Origin of the sequence: Christiangramia crocea, from assembly GCF_022410465.1 — a bacterium.
GTDB lineage: Bacteria > Bacteroidota > Bacteroidia > Flavobacteriales > Flavobacteriaceae > Christiangramia > Christiangramia crocea.
The window spans coordinates 108211-126632 of record NZ_JAJSON010000030.1 but is presented as its reverse complement, the minus strand read 5'-3'; the positions used below and the strand labels follow the sequence as shown (position 1 = coordinate 126632).

General features: G+C 40.5%; 19 protein-coding genes. 4 read left to right on the top strand and 15 right to left on the bottom strand.

The window, feature by feature from the left end; translation table 11 throughout:
- Window positions 1-20: 20 nt before the first annotated feature.
- Window positions 21-1082 carry a class I fructose-bisphosphate aldolase gene (locus LU635_RS16725; RefSeq protein WP_240100739.1) on the top strand — a complete coding sequence of 354 codons (1062 nt, stop codon included), beginning with the start codon at window positions 21-23 and terminating at the stop codon, window positions 1080-1082.
- A gap of 125 nt (window positions 1083-1207) precedes the next feature.
- On the opposite strand, the gene rimO is transcribed toward LU635_RS16725, so the two are convergent.
- The gene (gene rimO, locus LU635_RS16720) at window positions 1208-2566 is read right to left on the bottom strand and encodes a 30S ribosomal protein S12 methylthiotransferase RimO (RefSeq protein WP_240100738.1); all 1359 of its coding nucleotides are present in this window, start codon (window positions 2564-2566) and stop codon (window positions 1208-1210) included.
- Between the two features lie 169 nt (window positions 2567-2735).
- Between rimO and LU635_RS16715 the strand changes: the two genes are divergently transcribed.
- Window positions 2736-3866 carry a DmpA family aminopeptidase gene (locus LU635_RS16715; protein ID WP_240100736.1) on the top strand — a complete coding sequence of 377 codons (1131 nt, stop codon included), beginning with the start codon at window positions 2736-2738 and terminating at the stop codon, window positions 3864-3866.
- Between the two features lie 7 nt (window positions 3867-3873).
- Here the strand turns inward: LU635_RS16715 and LU635_RS16710 are convergent, their stop codons facing one another.
- The 13 genes from LU635_RS16710 to recR form a co-directional block, all read right to left on the bottom strand.
- Window positions 3874-4689: an aminotransferase class IV gene (locus LU635_RS16710; RefSeq protein WP_240100734.1), complete on the bottom strand. Its 816-nt coding sequence runs from the start codon at window positions 4687-4689 to the stop codon at window positions 3874-3876.
- 66 nt (window positions 4690-4755) lie between these two features.
- Window positions 4756-5040 (bottom strand): hypothetical protein, encoded by a 285-nt coding sequence (locus tag LU635_RS16705; protein WP_240100732.1) that lies wholly within the window; start codon window positions 5038-5040, stop codon window positions 4756-4758.
- On the bottom strand, window positions 5033-6673 hold the full coding sequence (locus tag LU635_RS16700; RefSeq protein ID WP_240100730.1) for an amidase family protein: 1641 nt from the start codon (window positions 6671-6673) through the stop codon (window positions 5033-5035). Before LU635_RS16700 ends, LU635_RS16705 begins: the two co-directional genes overlap by 8 nt.
- Before the next feature lie 4 nt (window positions 6674-6677).
- A complete protein-coding gene (gene ftsY / locus LU635_RS16695; protein ID WP_240100729.1) occupies window positions 6678-7631 on the bottom strand; it encodes a signal recognition particle-docking protein FtsY in 954 nt (317 codons plus the stop codon).
- A 139-nt stretch (window positions 7632-7770) separates the two neighbouring features.
- Window positions 7771-7920 (bottom strand): DUF4295 domain-containing protein, encoded by a 150-nt coding sequence (locus tag LU635_RS16690; RefSeq protein WP_084509775.1) that lies wholly within the window; start codon window positions 7918-7920, stop codon window positions 7771-7773.
- Window positions 7921-7928: 8 nt separating this feature from the next.
- Entirely contained in the window at window positions 7929-8111 is a 183-nt protein-coding gene (gene rpmG / locus LU635_RS16685) for a 50S ribosomal protein L33 (RefSeq protein WP_140595061.1), read from the bottom strand.
- 20 nt (window positions 8112-8131) lie between these two features.
- Window positions 8132-8371: a 50S ribosomal protein L28 gene (rpmB, locus tag LU635_RS16680; protein WP_131396295.1), complete on the bottom strand. Its 240-nt coding sequence runs from the start codon at window positions 8369-8371 to the stop codon at window positions 8132-8134.
- Between the two features lie 212 nt (window positions 8372-8583).
- Entirely contained in the window at window positions 8584-9843 is a 1260-nt protein-coding gene (locus LU635_RS16675) for a competence/damage-inducible protein A (protein WP_240100727.1), read from the bottom strand.
- A gap of 3 nt (window positions 9844-9846) precedes the next feature.
- Window positions 9847-10185, bottom strand: a complete 339-nt coding sequence (locus tag LU635_RS16670; protein WP_240100725.1) for an Hpt domain-containing protein — start codon at window positions 10183-10185, stop codon at window positions 9847-9849.
- 7 nt (window positions 10186-10192) lie between these two features.
- Window positions 10193-10807: a fumarylacetoacetate hydrolase family protein gene (locus LU635_RS16665; protein WP_240100723.1), complete on the bottom strand. Its 615-nt coding sequence runs from the start codon at window positions 10805-10807 to the stop codon at window positions 10193-10195.
- On the bottom strand, window positions 10807-11583 hold the full coding sequence (locus tag LU635_RS16660) for a 3'-5' exonuclease (protein ID WP_240100722.1): 777 nt from the start codon (window positions 11581-11583) through the stop codon (window positions 10807-10809). Before LU635_RS16660 ends, LU635_RS16665 begins: the two co-directional genes overlap by 1 nt.
- Before the next feature lie 137 nt (window positions 11584-11720).
- On the bottom strand, window positions 11721-13040 hold the full coding sequence (locus LU635_RS16655) for a dihydrolipoamide acetyltransferase family protein (protein ID WP_240100720.1): 1320 nt from the start codon (window positions 13038-13040) through the stop codon (window positions 11721-11723).
- A 216-nt stretch (window positions 13041-13256) separates the two neighbouring features.
- Window positions 13257-13874: a recombination mediator RecR gene (gene recR / locus LU635_RS16650; RefSeq protein WP_240100718.1), complete on the bottom strand. Its 618-nt coding sequence runs from the start codon at window positions 13872-13874 to the stop codon at window positions 13257-13259.
- A gap of 77 nt (window positions 13875-13951) precedes the next feature.
- Between recR and LU635_RS16645 the strand changes: the two genes are divergently transcribed.
- The gene (locus LU635_RS16645) at window positions 13952-15397 is read left to right on the top strand and encodes a sodium:solute symporter (RefSeq protein ID WP_240100716.1); all 1446 of its coding nucleotides are present in this window, start codon (window positions 13952-13954) and stop codon (window positions 15395-15397) included.
- On the opposite strand, the gene LU635_RS16640 is transcribed toward LU635_RS16645, so the two are convergent.
- Window positions 15368-15730: a CoA-binding protein gene (locus LU635_RS16640; protein WP_240100714.1), complete on the bottom strand. Its 363-nt coding sequence runs from the start codon at window positions 15728-15730 to the stop codon at window positions 15368-15370. The two genes, LU635_RS16645 and LU635_RS16640, sit on opposite strands and share 30 nt — an antisense overlap.
- A 296-nt stretch (window positions 15731-16026) precedes the next feature.
- Between LU635_RS16640 and LU635_RS16635 the strand changes: the two genes are divergently transcribed.
- Window positions 16027-18387: a TonB-dependent receptor gene (locus LU635_RS16635; protein WP_240100712.1), complete on the top strand. Its 2361-nt coding sequence runs from the start codon at window positions 16027-16029 to the stop codon at window positions 18385-18387.
- The last annotated feature ends 35 nt before the right edge of the window (window positions 18388-18422 follow it).

Here is an 18422-nt window from a genome sequence, read left to right as displayed (position 1 = left end):
ACCAACCAAAAATTTCAGATATGGAATATATCGACCAAATAAGAGAAATTCTCGGAAAAAAGGATGCCAAATATTACCTTGAGCATACCTGTAAAAAGATTCCGGCAGACAGGATTAAGGTTTTGGGCCCGGGACCGGTAGAAACCTTTATAAACAGTGACAGGAATATTCAAACACTAAGAAGTCTTGCACAACTTTATAATCATGGAAACCTCGGGGGTACGGGCTATCTGAATATCCTTCCAATAGACCAGGGAATAGAGCATTCTGCGGCTTTCTCATTTTATAAGAACAAGGATTATTTTGATCCTGAGAACATCATAAAACTGGCCATTGAAGCGGGCTGTAACGGAGTTGCTTCCACGTTCGGAGTGCTAGGACTTCATGCCCGAAAGTATGCTCATAAGATCCCGTTTGTGGTCAAGATAAATCACAATGAGCTACTCACCTATCCTAATAAATATGACCAGATTCCATATGGAACCGTAAAGGAAGCCTGGAATATGGGGGCTGTAGCAATAGGCGCTACCATCTATTTCGGCTCCAAGGAAAGCAACAGGCAGATCGTTGAAATTGCAGAAGCCTTTGAAGAAGCCCATCAGCTGGGAATGGGAACCATCTTATGGTGTTATACCCGAAATTCCAGTTTCAAAACGGGCGATAAAGATTATCATTCAGCAGCCGATCTTACCGGACAGGCCAACCACCTTGGCGTTACCATAAAAGCTGATGTTATAAAACAGAAATTACCGGAAACCAACTATGGATTCAGAGATATAAATTTTGGGAAGTATGACGACGAGATGTATGAAAGTTTAACCACAGACCATCCGATAGATCTTTGCAGACTCCAGGTAGCCAACTGTTATATGGGCAAAATAGGTTTAATTAACTCTGGTGGAGGTTCCAAAGGAGAGTCAGATGTTAAGGAAGCTATAAGGACGGCCGTCATTAATAAACGCGCTGGTGGTGCCGGGCTTATCATGGGAAGAAAAGCCTTTCAGCGTCCGTTAAAAGAAGGAGTGGAAATCCTGAACAGCGTGCAGCAGGTCTATCTCGAAGATGAAGTCACTATTGCTTAAATTGACTTGACCTTTAATTCCTTGCCAGTTTTACAGTTTTTACTTTTAATGAAAAACCCCACAGGTTTTAAAAACCTGTGGGGTTTCGTTATAATAAGTTAAACCCAGATTTTTTCAGTATGATTTTATTTCAAAACAGACCTCACTCTCAATTCTTTTCGTTCAGGCTTTTCGGTTTTTACATTCAGAGGTTCACCATAAAGATCAAAATCGGCTGCATCGGTGATTTTAACTTCATAGTAATCGCCTGTTTTAAGATAAACTGAATTCGCATCGATAAGTACTTCATTATCAACATCGGGTGAATCAAATTCGGTACGGCCTACAAAATAATCACCTTCCTTACGGTCTATCACTACTTTGAAAGTCTTACCTATTTTCTCCTGGTTAAGTTCCCATGAGATCTGAGACTGGATCTCCATAATTTCATTAGCCCTTGCCTGCTTTAAATCCTGAGGAACATCGTCTTCCAGGTTATAGGCATGTGTATTCTCTTCATGAGAATAGGTAAAGCAACCAAGGCGTTCAAAACGCATTTCCTTCACCCACTCTTTCAATTCCTGGAAATGCTCCTCGGTCTCGCCCGGGTATCCAACAATAAGCGTGGTCCTTATAGCCATTTCCGGCACTTTCTTTCTGAATTCTTTCAGAAGTCTGGTCGTTTTCTCATGAGTTGTACCACGACGCATCGATTTAAGAAGCTCATCTGAAATATGCTGTAGCGGGATATCAAGATAATTACAAACTTTGGGCTCGCGCTTTATCACTTCCAATACATCCATCGGGAAACCGGTGGGAAAAGCATAATGCAACCTTATCCATTCGATACCTTCAACCTTAACCAGGTTTTCCAGTAATTCGGCCAGATTACGTTTTTTATAAAGATCAAGACCGTAATAAGTAAGATCCTGAGCGATAAGTATCAATTCTTTTACCCCATTTGCGGCAAGCTTTTCTGCTTCCTTAACAAGGTTTTCAATGGGTGTGGATTTATGCCCGCCACGCATCAAAGGAATTGCACAAAATGAACAGGGACGGTCACAGCCTTCAGCTATCTTTAAATAAGCATAATTCTTAGGAGTTGTAGTAAGCCTTTCCCCTATCAGTTCATGTTTGTAATCAGCTTCGAGAGCCTTTAAAAGTCCGGGTAGCTCAGTTGTTCCAAAATACTGATCCACATTCGGGATCTCCTTTTGAAGGTCCGGCTTATATCTTTCGCTCAAACATCCGGTCACAAATACTTTATCTACTTCCCCTTCTTCCTTTTTCTGAACATATTCAAGAATGGTGTTTACCGATTGTTCCTTGGCATTATCAATAAATCCGCAGGTATTTATAACAACAATATTCCCGTCTTGTTCATGGACAACGTCTTTCTTATTGGCCTTCAACTGCCCCATTAGCACCTCGCTGTCGTACACATTCTTGCTACAACCTAAGGTGACTACATTAATCCTGTTTTTCTTTAACGACTTAGTCCTCATAAACTTACTGATCTATATTTGAGCCCGGAATTCTTTGATTAGAGAAATTCTAAGCGGGTGCAAAGATACAATCTAAAATTAGAATTCAAGAAGCTTAGCTCTTAAGACTTAAAGTCTTCTCGAAACTTACAATTGGTTTTGTATCTTCAAATTTCAAAAATCATTTCGAATGAAACATTTCGTTGCACTTCTTTTCTGCATTTTCCTTTTAAATTCCAATGCTTTTTCCCAGCAACGAATACGCGACCTGGGCATCGAACCCGGAGTTCTGCCTCCCGGGCCTAAGAACTCTATCACCGATGTTGACGGTGTAAAAGTGGGACACACCAGCCTTATAAAAGGAGATTCGGTTAGAACCGGAGTTACCGCAATTCTTCCACATGAAGGTAATATTTTTAAGCAGAAAGTTCCTGCAGCGGTCTTTGTTGGTAACGGTTTTGGAAAACTTGCAGGAAGCACACAAATTGAAGAGCTGGGAAATATTGAAACTCCCATCATACTTACAAATACACTGAATGTTGCAACCGGAATGAATGCGCTAATAAAATATACACTGAATCAGAAAGGAAATGAAGATGTGAGATCTGTGAATGCTGTGGTTGGTGAAACCAATGACGGTTACCTGAATGATATTCGCGGACAGCATGTGAAAATAGAAGACGTGATCTCCGCGATCGAAAATGCAGATACAGAAGTGGAGGAAGGAAATGTAGGGGCGGGAACAGGAACTATCTGTTTCGGGTTTAAAGGTGGAATTGGGACGTCTTCCAGAAATTTGCCTGAAAGTCTCGGCGGTTACACGGTAGGAGTTCTTGTACAGACCAATTTTGGAGGTAACCTGCAAATAGATGGAGCCCCGGTTGGGGAAGTTCTGGATCAATTCAGTTTTAGAGACAGGATCATGGACAGTGCCGATGGTTCATGTATGATCGTGGTAGCTACAGATGCTCCCCTGGACACCCGGAATTTAAAGCGAATGGCAAAAAGAGCCATTCTGGGTCTAGCCAAGACAGGAGGTATTGCATCCAACGGAAGCGGTGATTATGTTATCGCATTTTCCACCTCGGAAGAAAACAGGGTACCATATAAAATTGAATCTGATCTGCTGGAAAAGAAAGTCGTACCAAATGACTTAATGTCTCCCATCTTTATGGCCGCCATCGAAGCTACCGAAGAGGCTATTTTTAATTCATTATTCATCGCCGAGACCATGACCGGTTTTAAAGGAAGAAGTATTAAAGCGCTGCCCATGGAAAAGGTTATACCAATACTAAAGAAATATAATGTGATAAAGGAATAATGTCTTTCTAAAGACTACGTGTTTTCTGAATGAATGCCTGCTGGATCTTTTGGGTCACAGGTCCGATTTCAGGTTCATTAAAAATTTTATTTCCGTCAGAGAACATTTCTTTTACAGCCATCACCTGGGTGGTGGTCCCGGTTAGGAAAATCTCATCAACTTTATCCAACGCAGATAAAGGAAAAGCTTCCTCTCTTACCTCAAAATTCAATTCAGCACAAATAGCTATAACAAATTTTCGGGTGATCCCTGAAAGGATCTGAGGTCCTTCGGGATGGGTATAGATAATATTATCCTTAATGAAAAAGATAGTAGAATGTGAACCTTCCGTAAAAAATCCATCGCGTACCAGTAGATTTTCATCCAGTCCCAATCTGTGAGATTCGGAATTAGATTTAATATTTGCGAGAAGCGAGGTAGATTTGATATCGCAACGATGCCACCTGAGATCTTCGGAAACCAGCACGCTCCACTGTTTATTTTCAAAACCCTTTAAAGATGCCGGAAAGGCATAAATAAGTAATGTGGGTTCAATATTTTCAGGAAAATAATGCGTTCTGGGGGCAACCCCTCGTGAAACCTGGATGTAGACTGCGGCATCCTTATCTGACAGTCCGGCTTTCGAGATCGCTTCAAACATCATTGGTTTCAGACTCCCGGCATCAAGATCTATCATGATCTCATCAAGGGAATACTGAAGCCGTTTCAGGTGCTCCTCCAGTCCAAATACCTTACCTTCATAAAAAGGGGTTACTTCATAAATTCCATCCCCAAGCATAAATCCACGATCAAATACTGAGATACTGGCTTGGTCATGTTTCATCCATTCCCCATTTAAATAAACAATTTCCGGATAGGACTTTTTGTTATGAGCGCCAGCCAACTGCACTTAATTGAAGTAGTTATGTAATTGTACCATCCACTCCTGCTCGTAATAACGTATAAGACTAATAATTATCGCTCCCGCAATAACATATGCCCAGTGATAGGAATTCCTTTTTACCATTATCCCACCAACCATGGCAAAAATGACGTATGGAAGACTCAGGATTAGATTAGGAATCAGCCAGGCTCCCTGAAAAATGGCCAGTATCTTCATGACCACATAAAAAATACTGTAAAAGAAAATGATCTTTGATATTAAAACGAGGTATCTGTGGGAAGTATTACTCATTATAGTTTTCCGGAGTTTTTCTTCGGTTCGTGGTTTGTTCAAATGTATATGCCCATTGCAAAAGCTGTTGTTCCGTAAAGGGTTTTCCAATAAATGTTAGTCCTTTAGGGGCATTCTGCGAGTTATAGCCCATAGGCACTGTTATGGCCGGGTACTTTGCCACGGCAGCAAAGCCAGCATGGTAATTATTAATTGAAAGCACAGCATCGAGTTTATATTCCTTCATGGGTTTTTCAAAAAACCGGGTACCGTTTCTCATTAAGGTATCTTTTATGGCTGTAAATTCTTCTGTTGAAGCCGAATCTTTTATTATTCCCAAAAACAAGGCCTGACCGTAAGGGGCACGACCAAGGGAATCTTCCGAATTATAATCCACCACATCCTGAACATTCTGAAACCGGGGCTCTCCGCCATAATTCTTAAAATATTCAGGCAGGTCTTTCTTCATATCCAGGTTAAGCAATCTGATAAAGTTTGGAAGGTTTATTTCCTCGGCTTCATATTCAACTATTTCGGCTCCTGCATTCCTAAGATCATTAACCGCCCTTAAATACAAGGTATCTTCCATCAAAGATTTAATGGCGCCAAACCTTTTGCCTTTAAGATCGGTTTGCTTTAAATCTGAATAAAAATTGTTCTCTTTTTTTCCCGCTGCTTTGGAAGCCGGATCTTTCTGGTCCACTCCAGTCATCGCAGAAAGTAGAATTGCGTTATCTATAACTGACCTTGTCATAGGGCCGGGTGTGTCCAGAGTGCTTGAAATAGGCACAACTCCTCCCCTGCTAAGCAATCCTACAGTAGGTTTTAAACCAACGACCGAATTCTGACTGGAAGGTGAAAGTATAGAGCCAGAAGTTTCAGAACCTACTGCAACAGGTGCAAGATTCGCTGCAACCGCTACTCCGCTTCCGGAACTGGATCCACCGGTATCGTGTATTTTCCTTCCGTACGGATTGAGAGTCTGGCCACCCACCGCCGAATAGCCACTGGGACATTCCCCGCAGAAAAAATAGGCCCACTCGCTTAGGTTCGCTTTACCAAGAATTATGGCTCCATTTTCTTTTAGGCGTTCAACTATAAAAGCATCCTGAGTATCATTATCCTGAAGTGCCGCAGCTCCTGCCGTGGTTGGCATTGCGGCAGTGTTGATATTATCTTTCAAAAGAACGGGAATCCCGAAAATAAGATGATGGTTTGCAACCTTACTCTTTAATTCATCCTTCTGTCTGGCTTCCTTTAATAGATCAGGATTCAAGGCAATTACAGAATTAAGGGAAAGCTCATTATCCCTGTCATATTCCTTTATTCTGGAAAGATAAAAAAGCGCGAGTTCTTCATAGGTCAGTTTCCCTTCATCTATTGATTGCTGAATCTGGGGAATGGACTTTTCAAAGACCAGAGCCTTTACTTCTTCATAAACCTCGCCTGTAAATTCAGAAAGATCAGATTGAAACGGAGCCCATAATTCCTCATTATCGATAAACCTGGAGTCTACCACCTTAAATTCCATTTCTTCTACAGTGTCTGTAGAATTGGTTTGGAGCTGATTTTCCGTTAGATCATTTTCAGATTTATCATTCTTACAGCTTATAGTTATAAAAATGCAAAGGAAAAGTATTAGTCTTATATTCATAGGTTTATTTAAAGAAGGAATCTACAAATTCAAATTTATTGAACACCTGTAGATCTTCCACTCCTTCTCCAACACCTATATATTTTACAGGAATTTTAAACTGATCGCTGATACCGATCACCACTCCGCCTTTTGCGGTCCCATCAAGTTTAGTCACAGCCAGCGAGGTTACCTCGGTTGCCGCAGTAAACTGTTTAGCCTGTTCAAAGGCGTTTTGTCCTGTTGACCCATCCAGTACAAGAAGTACTTCATGAGGGGCATCGGCAACGGTCTTTTGCATCACTCTCTTCACTTTGGAAAGCTCCTTCATTAAATTAACCTTATTATGAAGTCGCCCTGCGGTATCTATCAATACTACATCGGCATCCATTTGAACGGCATGCTTAATAGTTTCAAAAGCCACGGAAGCCGGATCGCTTCCCATTTTCTGTTTGATGATTGGCACATCTGTCCTGTCGGCCCAGATCTGAAGCTGGTCTATAGCAGCAGCACGGAAAGTATCGGCTGCTCCCAACACCACCTTTTTACCCTGTTTTTTAAATTGATGGGCCAGTTTCCCAATGGTTGTTGTCTTTCCAACCCCGTTCACTCCCACCACCATGATTACATAGGGTCTTTTATCGGCAGGAATATCAAGTTCAGAGTATTCACCTGAACTGGTTTCAGAAAGAAGCGCAGCGATCTCCTCACGAAGTATCTTATTCAATTCATCGGTTCCCAGGTATTTATCCCTGGCCACGCGGTCTTCTATTCTGTTGATGATCTTAATAGTGGTAGCTACTCCAACATCACTGCTAACGAGCACGTCTTCAAGGTCATCCAGCACCTCATCATCCACCTTGGATTTTCCGGCCACAGCCTTACTCATTTTATCAAAGAAACTGGTCTTTGATTTCTCCAGACCTTTATCAAGGTTCTCCTTTTTTTCTTTAGAAAATATCTTTTTAAATAAACTCATTTTATTTGGCAGGTTTTAAAAAACAAAAGAAGGCTAAAACCCTCTAAGAATGCGGCAATAAATATACATAAAAAGAAAAAGCCGTCCAGATTAAATCTGAACGGCTTCTTTAAAAAATGAATATCGTTTGTGAAGCTTCTTACTTCTTCAAAAAGTCGTTTACGTCTTCCGGAGCCATAATTTGTTCTACAAAAGTGTAGGCACCGGTTTTCTCAGATTTAACCATTTTTATCGCTTTGGTTAACCTTTTAGATCCTGTTTGAATAGATGCTACTGATTTCTTTGCCATGACTCAAATTATTTAATTTCTTTATGCACCGTCATTTTCTTAAGAATAGGATTGAATTTCTTCAACTCTATTCTATCGGGTGTATTCTTTTTATTTTTTGTTGTAATATATCTTGAAGTACCTGGTTGACCAGATGCTTTGTGTTCTGTACATTCTAAGATTACCTGAACTCTGTTACCTTTCTTTGCCATTGTGAATGTTTTTTATCGGATTATTTCTTAAGAAATCCTTTTGCTCTCGCCTCTTTGATAACGGCAGAGATTCCTTTCTTGTTGATATCTTTTAATGCAGAAGTACTCACTTTAAGAGTGACCCATCTGTCTTCTTCAGGAATAAAAAAACGTTTTTTAACAAGGTTAGCGTTAAATTTACGCTTCGTCTTATTCATGGCGTGGGAAACATTGTTCCCAACCATTGCTCTTTTCCCGGTAAGTTCACAAACTCTTGACATTGCTCTATACTTTTCTCGTTATTTCAAAACAGGCTGCAAATTAACGATTTTTTTACCTAACAGGCAACTAATTCAAAAAAAATATTTAGACTAATCTTTCATCCAATTATTTTGTCTAAAATACGGGCCACTAAAGGCCTGAAACAAAGCTTAAGCAATTAAGCTCCGATCTAAAATCCTATCAAATCGGGCAAAAATAATGCAAATTTTACTTAAGATCTATCCCGGTATTTAATAATTGTTTGCTGAAGTAATTCCATGGCTTTATTTACCGTTTTCCCGATAACCTTTTCCCGATGGTTCCCAAACATGAATTTTTCTGAGAACACTTCCTCCGGGCTGGCAATAGCAATAAAGACCGTTCCAATTTCGGCATCACTATCTCCTTTGGTGGGCCCGGCATTCCCGGTAGTAGCTATAGAAAAATCGGAATGGAATTTCCTAAGCGCGGCCAGGGCCATGGCTTCGGCCACTTCAGCACTTACCACGGATTTTTCTTTTATGAGTTCTTCCGAAACATCCAGAAGTTCCTCCTTTGCCTCGGTAGCATAACTCACTATACTTCCTTTAAAAGTGGCTGAAGATCCAGGAGCCCGGGTGAATTTTACAGCCAGCCTTCCCCCCGAACAGCTTTCAGCCGTCGATAATGTCCAGCTTCTTTCAGCCAGCATTCTAGCAATTACAACCTCAACAGGGTCGTCATCTTCATAACCGTAGATAACATCTCCAATAAATTCATGTAAAGCGGTGACCTGGCTATCAATAAGATTTTTCAAATATTCTTCATCACCACCACGGGCGGTGAGTCGAAGTCTTACCTTTCCAAGATTGGGTAAATAGGCAAGTTTGATTTCTTTGGGCAGATTATTCTCCCAGCTCTCGATCTTTTCTGCAAGGGCACTTTCCCCAAGCCCATAGGTGATAACTGTTTTATGTAAAATTACAGGCCTTGAAAAGTTCTTCATCAACCTTGGAATCACCTCATCTTTCGTAAGTTCCTTCATTTCGTACGGAACTCCGGGCATTGAAATAAAAACCTTACCCTCCCTTTCAAACCACATTCCGGCTGCTGTACCATATTTATTAGGGAGAACAGTAGCTTTGGAAGGTATTAATGCCTGGTCGCGGTTAAGATCTGAAATTGGAGTATCTATATATTTCTCAAAAAGTTCTTCAATGTGCTTTAAGACCTCTTTATTCCTGACCATTTTGTCATCAAAGAATTCACAAAGGCATTTTTTGGTGATATCATCCTTAGTTGGACCCAAGCCCCCGGTTACTATTATCACATCTGCCCTCCCTGAGGCTTCTTTAAGACTCTGAAGTATATGTTCACGTTCATCCTGAATTGAGGTGATTTGATGAACGCTTACACCTATCTTGTTAAGTTCTTTGGAAAGAAATGCCGAATTGGTATCTACAATCTGACCGATGAGGATCTCATCTCCAATTGTAATAATTTCAGCCTTCATCTTTTATAGGTCAAAGTCCTGTTTCAGTTCTGCAGCAGCCACATCCACCTTTTTGGTGATCTTATCGGCTGCTTCTGGCACTTCATCCTTTCTTTTGCCGTGTTTAGACCAGGCCTCTATCACCTGTATCTGTTCCATAAGTTCCAACCCGAAAAGCTGCAGGTTTGGCTTCATCTTATGGGCATATTGATAGGCTAAGCTGGCATTGTCATTCCCAATAGCCTCATTCATGGCCTCTACATCTGGCGGAATCTCTTCAAGGAAAGTTTGTACCACGACAAGCATGAATTCTTCATCACCGCCTGCCATTTCTTTGACTTCGTCTAGATTGTAGTTGCTCATTCAATAACTATTTTACTTTGATAGAAAAGATTTTGTTGCCTTCCAGGTATCCGGTTAACCTATCTTCGGGATAAACTTTTCCCACTCCGGCCGGTGTACCTGTAAAAATTATATCCCCTATTTTCAGGGTGAAATACGTCGAAATATACGCAATTAATTCGTCAATTTTCCACAGCATATGGGAGGTACTGGCCTGCTGCACGATATCATCATTCTTTTCCAGACGAAAATTTAAATCGTCAACATCACCCAGTTCTTTCTTGTCCAGCCATTTATTGCCCACCACTGCTGCACCATCAAAAGCCTTGGCCTTTTCCCAGGGCAGGCCTTTTTCCTTTAATTTTTGCTGAAGATCTCTGGCGGTAAAATCTATTCCAAGCCCAATTTCATCATAATATTTATGAGCAAATTTCTCCTGAATGTGTTTACCTATTCTTTTGATCTTTACCAGGACCTCCACTTCATAGTGGATATCATCAGAAAAATCAGGAATAAAAAATGGTTGTTTCTTTAACAGGATGGCCGTATCAGGCTTTTGAAACAATACAGGATCTTCCGGCTTTTCATTATTTAATTCCTCTATGTGTTCTGTATAATTTCTGCCAACGCAAATGATCTTCATCAGGACAGTTTATTATTAAGTTTACGAAGTTTTATGGCGGTAAGTACCTTTTTTGTGTAAAGCGGGAAATCGGCATTCTGTATCCAGCCAAAGTAACCCGGCTCCTCTTCCAGCACATCTTCTACATGCTTACCCCTGTATTTTCCAAAAGTGAAGACCTCTTTTCCTTTTTTATCAAAAGCTATAAATCCGGCAAAATCAGCCGATCTTTTCCTCGAGCTGAAATTTGACAACCATTTCATATCATTTTCAAGATCCTCATATTTATCGAGTTGTGATTTAAGCACTTCGTAGGTAGCCTCGGTATCTGCCTGGGCACTATGAGCGTCCTCCAGGTTTTTTCCGCAGTAGAATTGATAAGCCGCAGACAGCGTTCTTTGTTCCTTCTTATGAAATATGGTTTGTACGTCTACCGCCACTACATTTTTCATCTCGAAATCTATCCCTGCTCTAAGCAACTCCTCTACCAGAAGTGGAATATCGAACCTATTGGAGTTATATCCAGCTAGGTCACAGCCTTTTATGAGATCATATACCCTGGATGCCAGTTCTTTGAAAGTGGGCTCGTTTGCCACCTTTTCATCTGAAATACCATGTATGGCAACCACTTCAGCGGGAATAGGCCGCTCAGGGTTCACCAGCCAGGTATGACTTTCTTTATTTCCGTTAGGAAAAACTTTTAGGATGGCAATTTCAACGATTCTGTCATTAGTAATATTGGTTCCCGTAGTTTCAAGATCAAAAAAACAAATTGGCTTGGTAAGCTTGAGGTCCATTTTTAAAAAATTTTTGTAAAGTTAGTATAATTTAATAGTCCGGATATGACAAGGCTCAGGATTTAAGGAGAATTTTGGAACCGGAAATAAAAAAAGCCACGCATAACGTGGCTTTCAGAATATTATTAAAAAGGCAGTTAAATCTCCCTGTCTTTATCAAAACCTTCAAGGTATTGTGCCACTCGCTGTACAAACTGCCCGCCAAGAGCTCCGTTCACCACCCTGTGATCATAGCTGTGTGAAAGGATCATTTTATAACGTATTCCTATAAAATCACCTTCAGGAGTTTCTATCACCGATGGCATCTTTCTTATGGCTCCAAGAGCAAGGATACCAACCTGTGGCTGATTGATGATCGGAGTTCCCATAATACTACCAAATGTTCCCACATTAGTAACGGTATAGGTTCCTCCCTGGATCTCATCAGGCTTTAATTTATTTTTTCTTGCACGGGCGGCAAGATCGTTTACCGCTTTAGCCATACCTACCAAATTCAGCCTGTCTGCATTCCTGATCACAGGAACGATAAGGTTCCCGTCGGGAAGTGCTGCTGCCATTCCAAGATTGATATCTTTCTTTTTAATGACTTTGGTCACATCTTCATTCACCGAAATATTGACCATAGGAAAATCACGTATCGCCTTGGCAACCGCTTCCATAAATATAGGTGTAAAGGTTAGCTTTTCCCCCTCTTGTTTCTGAAAAGCATCCTTATGTTTATTTCTCCAGTTCCAGATATTTGTAACATCCACTTCTATAAATGACTGTACGTGGGCTGAAGTTTGTATACTCTGCACCATATGATGAGCGATCATTTTACCCATTCTGCTCATCTCAATGATCTGATCTTCACCACTGACCACAGGTTCTGGCTGTTGAGAAACTTTTGACTCCAGGTCACTGGTTTCAACAGATTTTCCAGAGGCAGATGCCGCCTGGTCCTTCTTGTCCCGATTCTCTACATAATCAAGGATATCATTCTTCGTGACACGACCTTCTTTCCCGGTACCTTCTATTTTTTCAAGTTCTTCAAGAGAGATCCCTTCCTCTTTGGCTATATTCTTAACCAGCGGAGAATAAAATCTGGAAGAATCTGAATAATCTTCACTGGCAGAAGTTGAAACCGTGGCTTTAGCCTGCTCTACTGTTTCCTCCACTTCTGTCACTTCTGCCGGTTCATCTTCAATATCAAGAGCGGCAGGTTCCTCAACCTCACTATCTGTCTCAATAATAGCTATGGTTTGTCCCACCTGAACCACATCATCGGTCTCAAAAAGCTTTTCAACAAGTTTCCCATCTACCTCGCTGGGTACTTCACTATCTACCTTATCGGTAGCAATTTCAAGTACCGGTTCATCCATTTCTATCGTATCCCCAACTTCCTTTAGCCAACTAGTAATGGTCGCTTCAGCAACGCTTTCGCCCATTTTGGGCAACTTTAGTTCAAATTTTGCCATATCTTTAAATCGGATGTGATTTTAGTTATTTCTGTTGCGAATTTAATCAAAACACCGCTTAATAAATATTAAAAAATCAATAAAATTGATTTATTCTGAATTTTTTATAGTCAGAGCCTCTATAATAAATCAGGCTAAAATTACGATTTCAGGCACGGAATTGAAAAACTTTGAGACTTTTTAAAAGAAAAAGAAGACCCCGGACCTAAAAAAATCCTATCCTTTCATTGAATTTTCGAAAGGAATCCTGTTAGTGATACTTCTTCCCAGCGTGACCTCATCGGCATATTCCAGTTCATCACCCACCGAAATTCCACGGGCTATGGTAGAAGTTTTAATATTAGTGCCTTCAAGTTGTTTGAATATATAGAAATTGGTAGTGTCTCCTTCCAGAGTACTGCTTAATGCAAAAATGATCTCTTCCACCTTTCCCTGCAAGACTTTTTCGATAAGTGGCTTTATGTTCAACTGAGAAGGCCCTACTCCATCCATCGGACTTATCTTACCTCCCAGAACATGGTAATGCCCCCTGTACTGGCCCGTATTCTCTATGGCCATCACGTCGCGAATATCCTCAACAACACAAACTATTTCCGAAGATCTTGAAGCATTAGCGCATATTTCACATAGTTCAGTATCACTGATATTGTAGCAGTTTCTGCAGAGTTTTATATTCTTCCGAAGGTTTTTAAGAGCATCTGCAAGCTGAATGGTTTGTTCCTCCGGCTGCCTGAGTAAATGCAGTACCAGCCTAAGTGCAGTGCGCTTTCCGATTCCCGGCATTTGTGACATTTCATCGACCGCCTGCTCCAGTAATTTTGAAGAAAAATCCATACGCAAATTTATGATTTTTTTGACTGATGAGATTACTTAAAGCTTAATTTGTAAATTGCCCCGCATAATACCTGCTTATGCAACCATACCAAGTCCTCATTCTTGTAGCCGCCTATTTTGCAGTGCTCATTCTAATCTCTTATTTTACAGGAAGGGGAGGCAGTAATGCCGAATTCTTTAAAGCGAACAAACAGGCGCCTTGGTATCTTGTAGCATTCGGAATGATAGGTGCCTCATTAAGCGGAATTACCTTTATCTCCATTCCGGGAACGGTAGAGGCAGATTCTTTCAGTTATTTCCAGGTAGTTCTGGGATATACTGTGGGTTATGCCGTTATAGGTCAGGTCTTACTCCCGCTTTATTATAAAATGAACCTTACTTCCATTTATACATATTTGGAAAGCAGGTTTGGGAATGCATCTTATAAAACCGGTGCCTCTTTTTTCCTGTTATCAAGAGTGGTGGGAGCAAGTTTCAGGCTGTTCCTCGTGGCAAATGTGCTTCAGCTTATCGTCTTCGATTCAATGGGTGTGCCTTATTACGTAACCGTATCCATTACAATCCTTCTCATATGGCTTTACACTTTTAGAAGCGGAATAAAAACGATTGTCTGGACAGACACACTTCAAACCTTTTTTATGCTGCTGGCCCTGGGCATAACCATCTATTTTATTTCTGAAGATCTCGGGTTCTCCGTAAGCAATCTGCTGGGCTATTTATCGGAAAGTGAGCACTCACAAATATTCTTTTTTGAAGATTGGAAAAGCAAGGATCATTTTGTGAAACAGTTTTTATCCGGGGCTTTTATAGCCATTGTGATGACAGGCCTGGATCAGGATATGATGCAGAAGAACCTTACCTGTCGCAACCTTAAGGATGCCCAAAAGAACATGTTCTGGTTCACGATAGTTCTGGTTTTTGTGAATTTCCTATTCCTAGCCCTTGGGGTATTACTTACCGATTATGCCGATCTGAATGGAATTACCGAACAGAAAGACGATCTGTTCCCGGCCATTGCAACCAGCGGTGACCTGGGCTTTGCCGTGGCAGTCTTCTTTATACTGGGATTGATCGCCGCAGCATATTCAAGTGCAGACAGCGCTTTGACCTCACTTACTACCTCCTTTAGCATTGATATTCTGGATATTGAAAAGAAGTATGACGAACAAAAACAGGTTCGTATAAGAAAGCAGATACATGTGGCAATCTCGGTATTGCTGGTCCTGGTGATGCTGGCTTTCAAATATGCGATCGCAGACAAGAGTGTTATCAATAAACTTTTCCAGTTTGCAGGTTATACCTATGGACCTTTACTGGGGCTATATGCGTTTGGATTATTTACAAAATGGAGTGTAAAAGATAAACTGGTACCTGTAATTGCAATTGCGGCCCCCGTCCTCTCCTACATTATAAGCGTTAATAGCCTGGTATGGTTCGGATTCGAATTTGGTTTCTTTATTCTGATACTTAATGGTTTCTTAACCTTTTTAGGTCTAGTACTGGTGAGTGGAAAGCATGACTAAAGTACAGGCATTCTCAAAACGGATCCCATTTTTTCTAAGAAGATCGTATAATTCAGGATTTTCGGTTCCCGGATTGAAGATTACCCTTTTCGGCTGCAGGGAAAGTATATAATCATAATACTCTTTTTGCCGTTTTGCATTAAGATACAGAGTTATGGTATCCACACTTTTAAAAGGAAGTTTTTCTGTCTCTATATCAACACCATTCACACTTCCTTTTCTCAATCCTATCGCAACTGTGGGTTGCCCGTGCTTAACAAGCCTGTTAATGGCAAGATTTGAATAGCGGGCAGGATTCAAAGAGGCACCAAGCACAAGGGTTTTTTTCTTCATATTTCAAAGTTACATAAAATATAGTGTAACATTCTTAAACAAGAATAGTCTTTAGACTGAGGACCGGCCCTTGCAGAATCATCCTATTAAAATTTGATGGTTAGTGTTAATACCGATGATTTTGCCATGCCTGCATTTCCTCACCGAGATGCAGGCTTTTTTTCTTAAAAATGTAACGAAATTTATTTTTGGTCGTCTTTATAGTACAGGCATTTGCTTTTTTTGCCTTATTGTATTCATCTATTATGTATTGCAAAGTAACTTGTTAAACATATTAATCATCAAATCAATCAAAAATGAAACAGTTAATCTTAAGTTTTTTACTTTTTACATCGACCCTAAGTATGGCATTTAACGATCCTGTGGGCAAAATCTCCGGCTCCGTGATCGATCAGCAGTTAAATGAACCTATCCCTTATGCTACTATTATTATTAATGATATGGAAGGCAACCTCGTTACCGGGATCACTTCTTCTGAAGACGGAAGCTTTCTTATAGACAATATAAAAGCCGGGGATTATATTTTTAAAATCCAGTTTATAGGCTATAAGACCTATTCCAAAGAGGTTCATATAGACAGGAATAATGAAAAGATCGAAATTGGAGTCATCAAACTTGAACCCGATGTAGCCATGCTTGATGAGACCGTGGTGGTAGCCGAAAGAACAACCATCGAACAGCGCGTTGACCGGAAAGTAATCAATATCGGAAAGGATCTTATGACCACCGGAGCGAGTGCTTCAGAGATCATGGTGAACATACCATCTGTGAATGTGGACCAGGACGGGAATATTTCCTTGCGTGGAAATTCCAATGTTCGCATACTCGTAGATGGAAAGCCAACCAACATGGATCCGGCTCAAATATTAAAACAAATCCCTTCAACCTCAATAAAAAGCATCGAATTGATCACCAACCCTTCAGCAAAGTATAATCCTGAAGGAATGAGCGGGATCATCAATATTGTTCTTCACAAGAATGCCAATCAGGGCTTTAACGGAGACCTTAATACAGGACTTACCGTAGGAGAACATACGAGGTTCAATGGTACTGTGAATATGAATTACCGTACCGGGAAATTCAATTTTTACACGAACCTGGGCAGTAACTTTGGAAAAAATGGATTTGGAGGAAGAATTTACCTTCCCGAACAAAACACAAGACAGCAGTTTGATGTAGTTAATCAGAGAGAATCTTACCTGTATAAAATAGGAGTTGATTTCTATCTTGATGAAAAAAACACCTTCTCATTTTACACCAATCAGAATGATTTTGAAGGTGGCCCATACGGTTACATCTCTGTTATGGATGAAAATGATCCATCCAGAAACCTCACTCAATTACTCGACCTGAACTTTAACAATACCAATTCAAGTTATAATTTTCTTTACGATCATGATTTTGAAAAAGAAGGACATGATATTCAGTTTGAGTTGGACTATAATACGTTCGACGAAGAAGAAAACACTTCTGTAAGCTTCAGAAACACCGAACTTGACTTTAATCCTTATGAAGACCTTGTTACAGAATCCCGGGAGAATATCAACGCTAATATCGATTATGTGAATCCTCTAAGCGAAAAATCGAAACTGGAAATGGGTGCTGAAGCCAGACTTTTAGATACTGATAATGACTATAATTCTACTAACCCGGATTTTTCAGATTCAGATTATCAGTATAATCGAGATATCTATAGTTTTTATACCACCTTTGGCCAGAACTTCGAAAAATGGTCATATCAACTTGGAGCCAGGTTGGAAAACTTTAATGTAGATGCAACCTACGATGGAGAAAAAGTCTATGAAGACGATTACTTTACCGTATATCCGTCAGGTTTTCTTAATTATACTCCCGGCGAAAGGAACACATATCAGTTCAGTTACAGTCGAAGGGTGGACAGACCAGGATTTGGTCAGGTGAACCCTATAAGAGAAGTAAGCTCTCCAAGGCTTACTGTTGCCGGTAATCCCGAATTAAGGCCCCAGTTCACAAATTCATTCGAGCTTAATTACACAAGAAATTTTAAGAAAAAAGGAAGTGCCACCGCCGGAGTTTTCTTCCGCAGAACGGTAGATCAGATCAACCAGGTTTTCAATGCGGTTGAAGGTGAGCCCGGGTCTCTCTTACTAACCTTCGCTAACTTTGATACTAATGATTCTTACGGAGTGGAATTCTCAACAAATTATAAATTCACCGACTGGTGGAGCACTAACACCTCTCTGGAACTTTATGGTCAGACTTTAAAGGGAGTTGCCGGAACTGAGTTTATTGAAATTGATAATAAGGCCTATACATTCCGAACCAACCATAATTTTAAGGCTACAGAATCTTTGAGTTTTTCCTTATTCGCATTTTACCGAAGTAAAAATCGCGATCTACAGTTAGATATGGATCCAATGTACTTCACGAATCTTGGCGCCAGATACTCCTTCCTAAAAGATGACAAAGCAACCCTTAGCCTGAATTTTAATGATGTATTCAATACACAGGAATTCAGTGTATATGATGGAAGACCTTTTAAACAGGAAGGAAGGTTCAAAGGGGAAACACAGAACGTATATCTCGGATTTTCTTACAGATTCGGGGGAGGAAAAAACAGAGCTTTTAAGCGTAAAAACCGCGACGAAAATGAAACCGGAGGCGGTGGGATATTCTAGAACATTTGTTTGATAGCCAGAAAAAAGCCCCAGGC

Excerpts from the sequence above, each read along its gene's own strand:
- recR (WP_240100718.1), bottom strand. The coding sequence starts at position 13,874 with ATGGATTTTTCTTCAAAATTACTGGAGCAGGCGGTCGATGAAATGTCA.
- LU635_RS16710 (WP_240100734.1), bottom strand. The coding sequence starts at position 4,689 with ATGAAACATGACCAAGCCAGTATCTCAGTATTTGATCGTGGATTTATG.
- rimO (WP_240100738.1), bottom strand. The coding sequence starts at position 2,566 with ATGAGGACTAAGTCGTTAAAGAAAAACAGGATTAATGTAGTCACCTTA.
- LU635_RS16715 (WP_240100736.1), top strand. The coding sequence starts at position 2,736 with ATGAAACATTTCGTTGCACTTCTTTTCTGCATTTTCCTTTTAAATTCC.
- LU635_RS16660 (WP_240100722.1), bottom strand. The coding sequence starts at position 11,583 with ATGGACCTCAAGCTTACCAAGCCAATTTGTTTTTTTGATCTTGAAACT.
- ftsY (WP_240100729.1), bottom strand. The coding sequence starts at position 7,631 with ATGAGTTTATTTAAAAAGATATTTTCTAAAGAAAAAAAGGAGAACCTT.
- LU635_RS16705 (WP_240100732.1), bottom strand. The coding sequence starts at position 5,040 with ATGAGTAATACTTCCCACAGATACCTCGTTTTAATATCAAAGATCATT.
- LU635_RS16645 (WP_240100716.1), top strand. The coding sequence starts at position 13,952 with ATGCAACCATACCAAGTCCTCATTCTTGTAGCCGCCTATTTTGCAGTG.
- LU635_RS16725 (WP_240100739.1), top strand. The coding sequence starts at position 21 with ATGGAATATATCGACCAAATAAGAGAAATTCTCGGAAAAAAGGATGCC.
- LU635_RS16665 (WP_240100723.1), bottom strand. The coding sequence starts at position 10,807 with ATGAAGATCATTTGCGTTGGCAGAAATTATACAGAACACATAGAGGAA.
- LU635_RS16700 (WP_240100730.1), bottom strand. The coding sequence starts at position 6,673 with ATGAATATAAGACTAATACTTTTCCTTTGCATTTTTATAACTATAAGC.
- LU635_RS16655 (WP_240100720.1), bottom strand. The coding sequence starts at position 13,040 with ATGGCAAAATTTGAACTAAAGTTGCCCAAAATGGGCGAAAGCGTTGCT.
- rpmG (WP_140595061.1), bottom strand. The coding sequence starts at position 8,111 with ATGGCAAAGAAAGGTAACAGAGTTCAGGTAATCTTAGAATGTACAGAA.
- LU635_RS16635 (WP_240100712.1), top strand. The coding sequence starts at position 16,027 with ATGAAACAGTTAATCTTAAGTTTTTTACTTTTTACATCGACCCTAAGT.
- LU635_RS16690 (WP_084509775.1), bottom strand. The coding sequence starts at position 7,920 with ATGGCAAAGAAATCAGTAGCATCTATTCAAACAGGATCTAAAAGGTTA.
- LU635_RS16670 (WP_240100725.1), bottom strand. The coding sequence starts at position 10,185 with ATGAGCAACTACAATCTAGACGAAGTCAAAGAAATGGCAGGCGGTGAT.
- rpmB (WP_131396295.1), bottom strand. The coding sequence starts at position 8,371 with ATGTCAAGAGTTTGTGAACTTACCGGGAAAAGAGCAATGGTTGGGAAC.
- LU635_RS16640 (WP_240100714.1), bottom strand. The coding sequence starts at position 15,730 with ATGAAGAAAAAAACCCTTGTGCTTGGTGCCTCTTTGAATCCTGCCCGC.
- LU635_RS16675 (WP_240100727.1), bottom strand. The coding sequence starts at position 9,843 with ATGAAGGCTGAAATTATTACAATTGGAGATGAGATCCTCATCGGTCAG.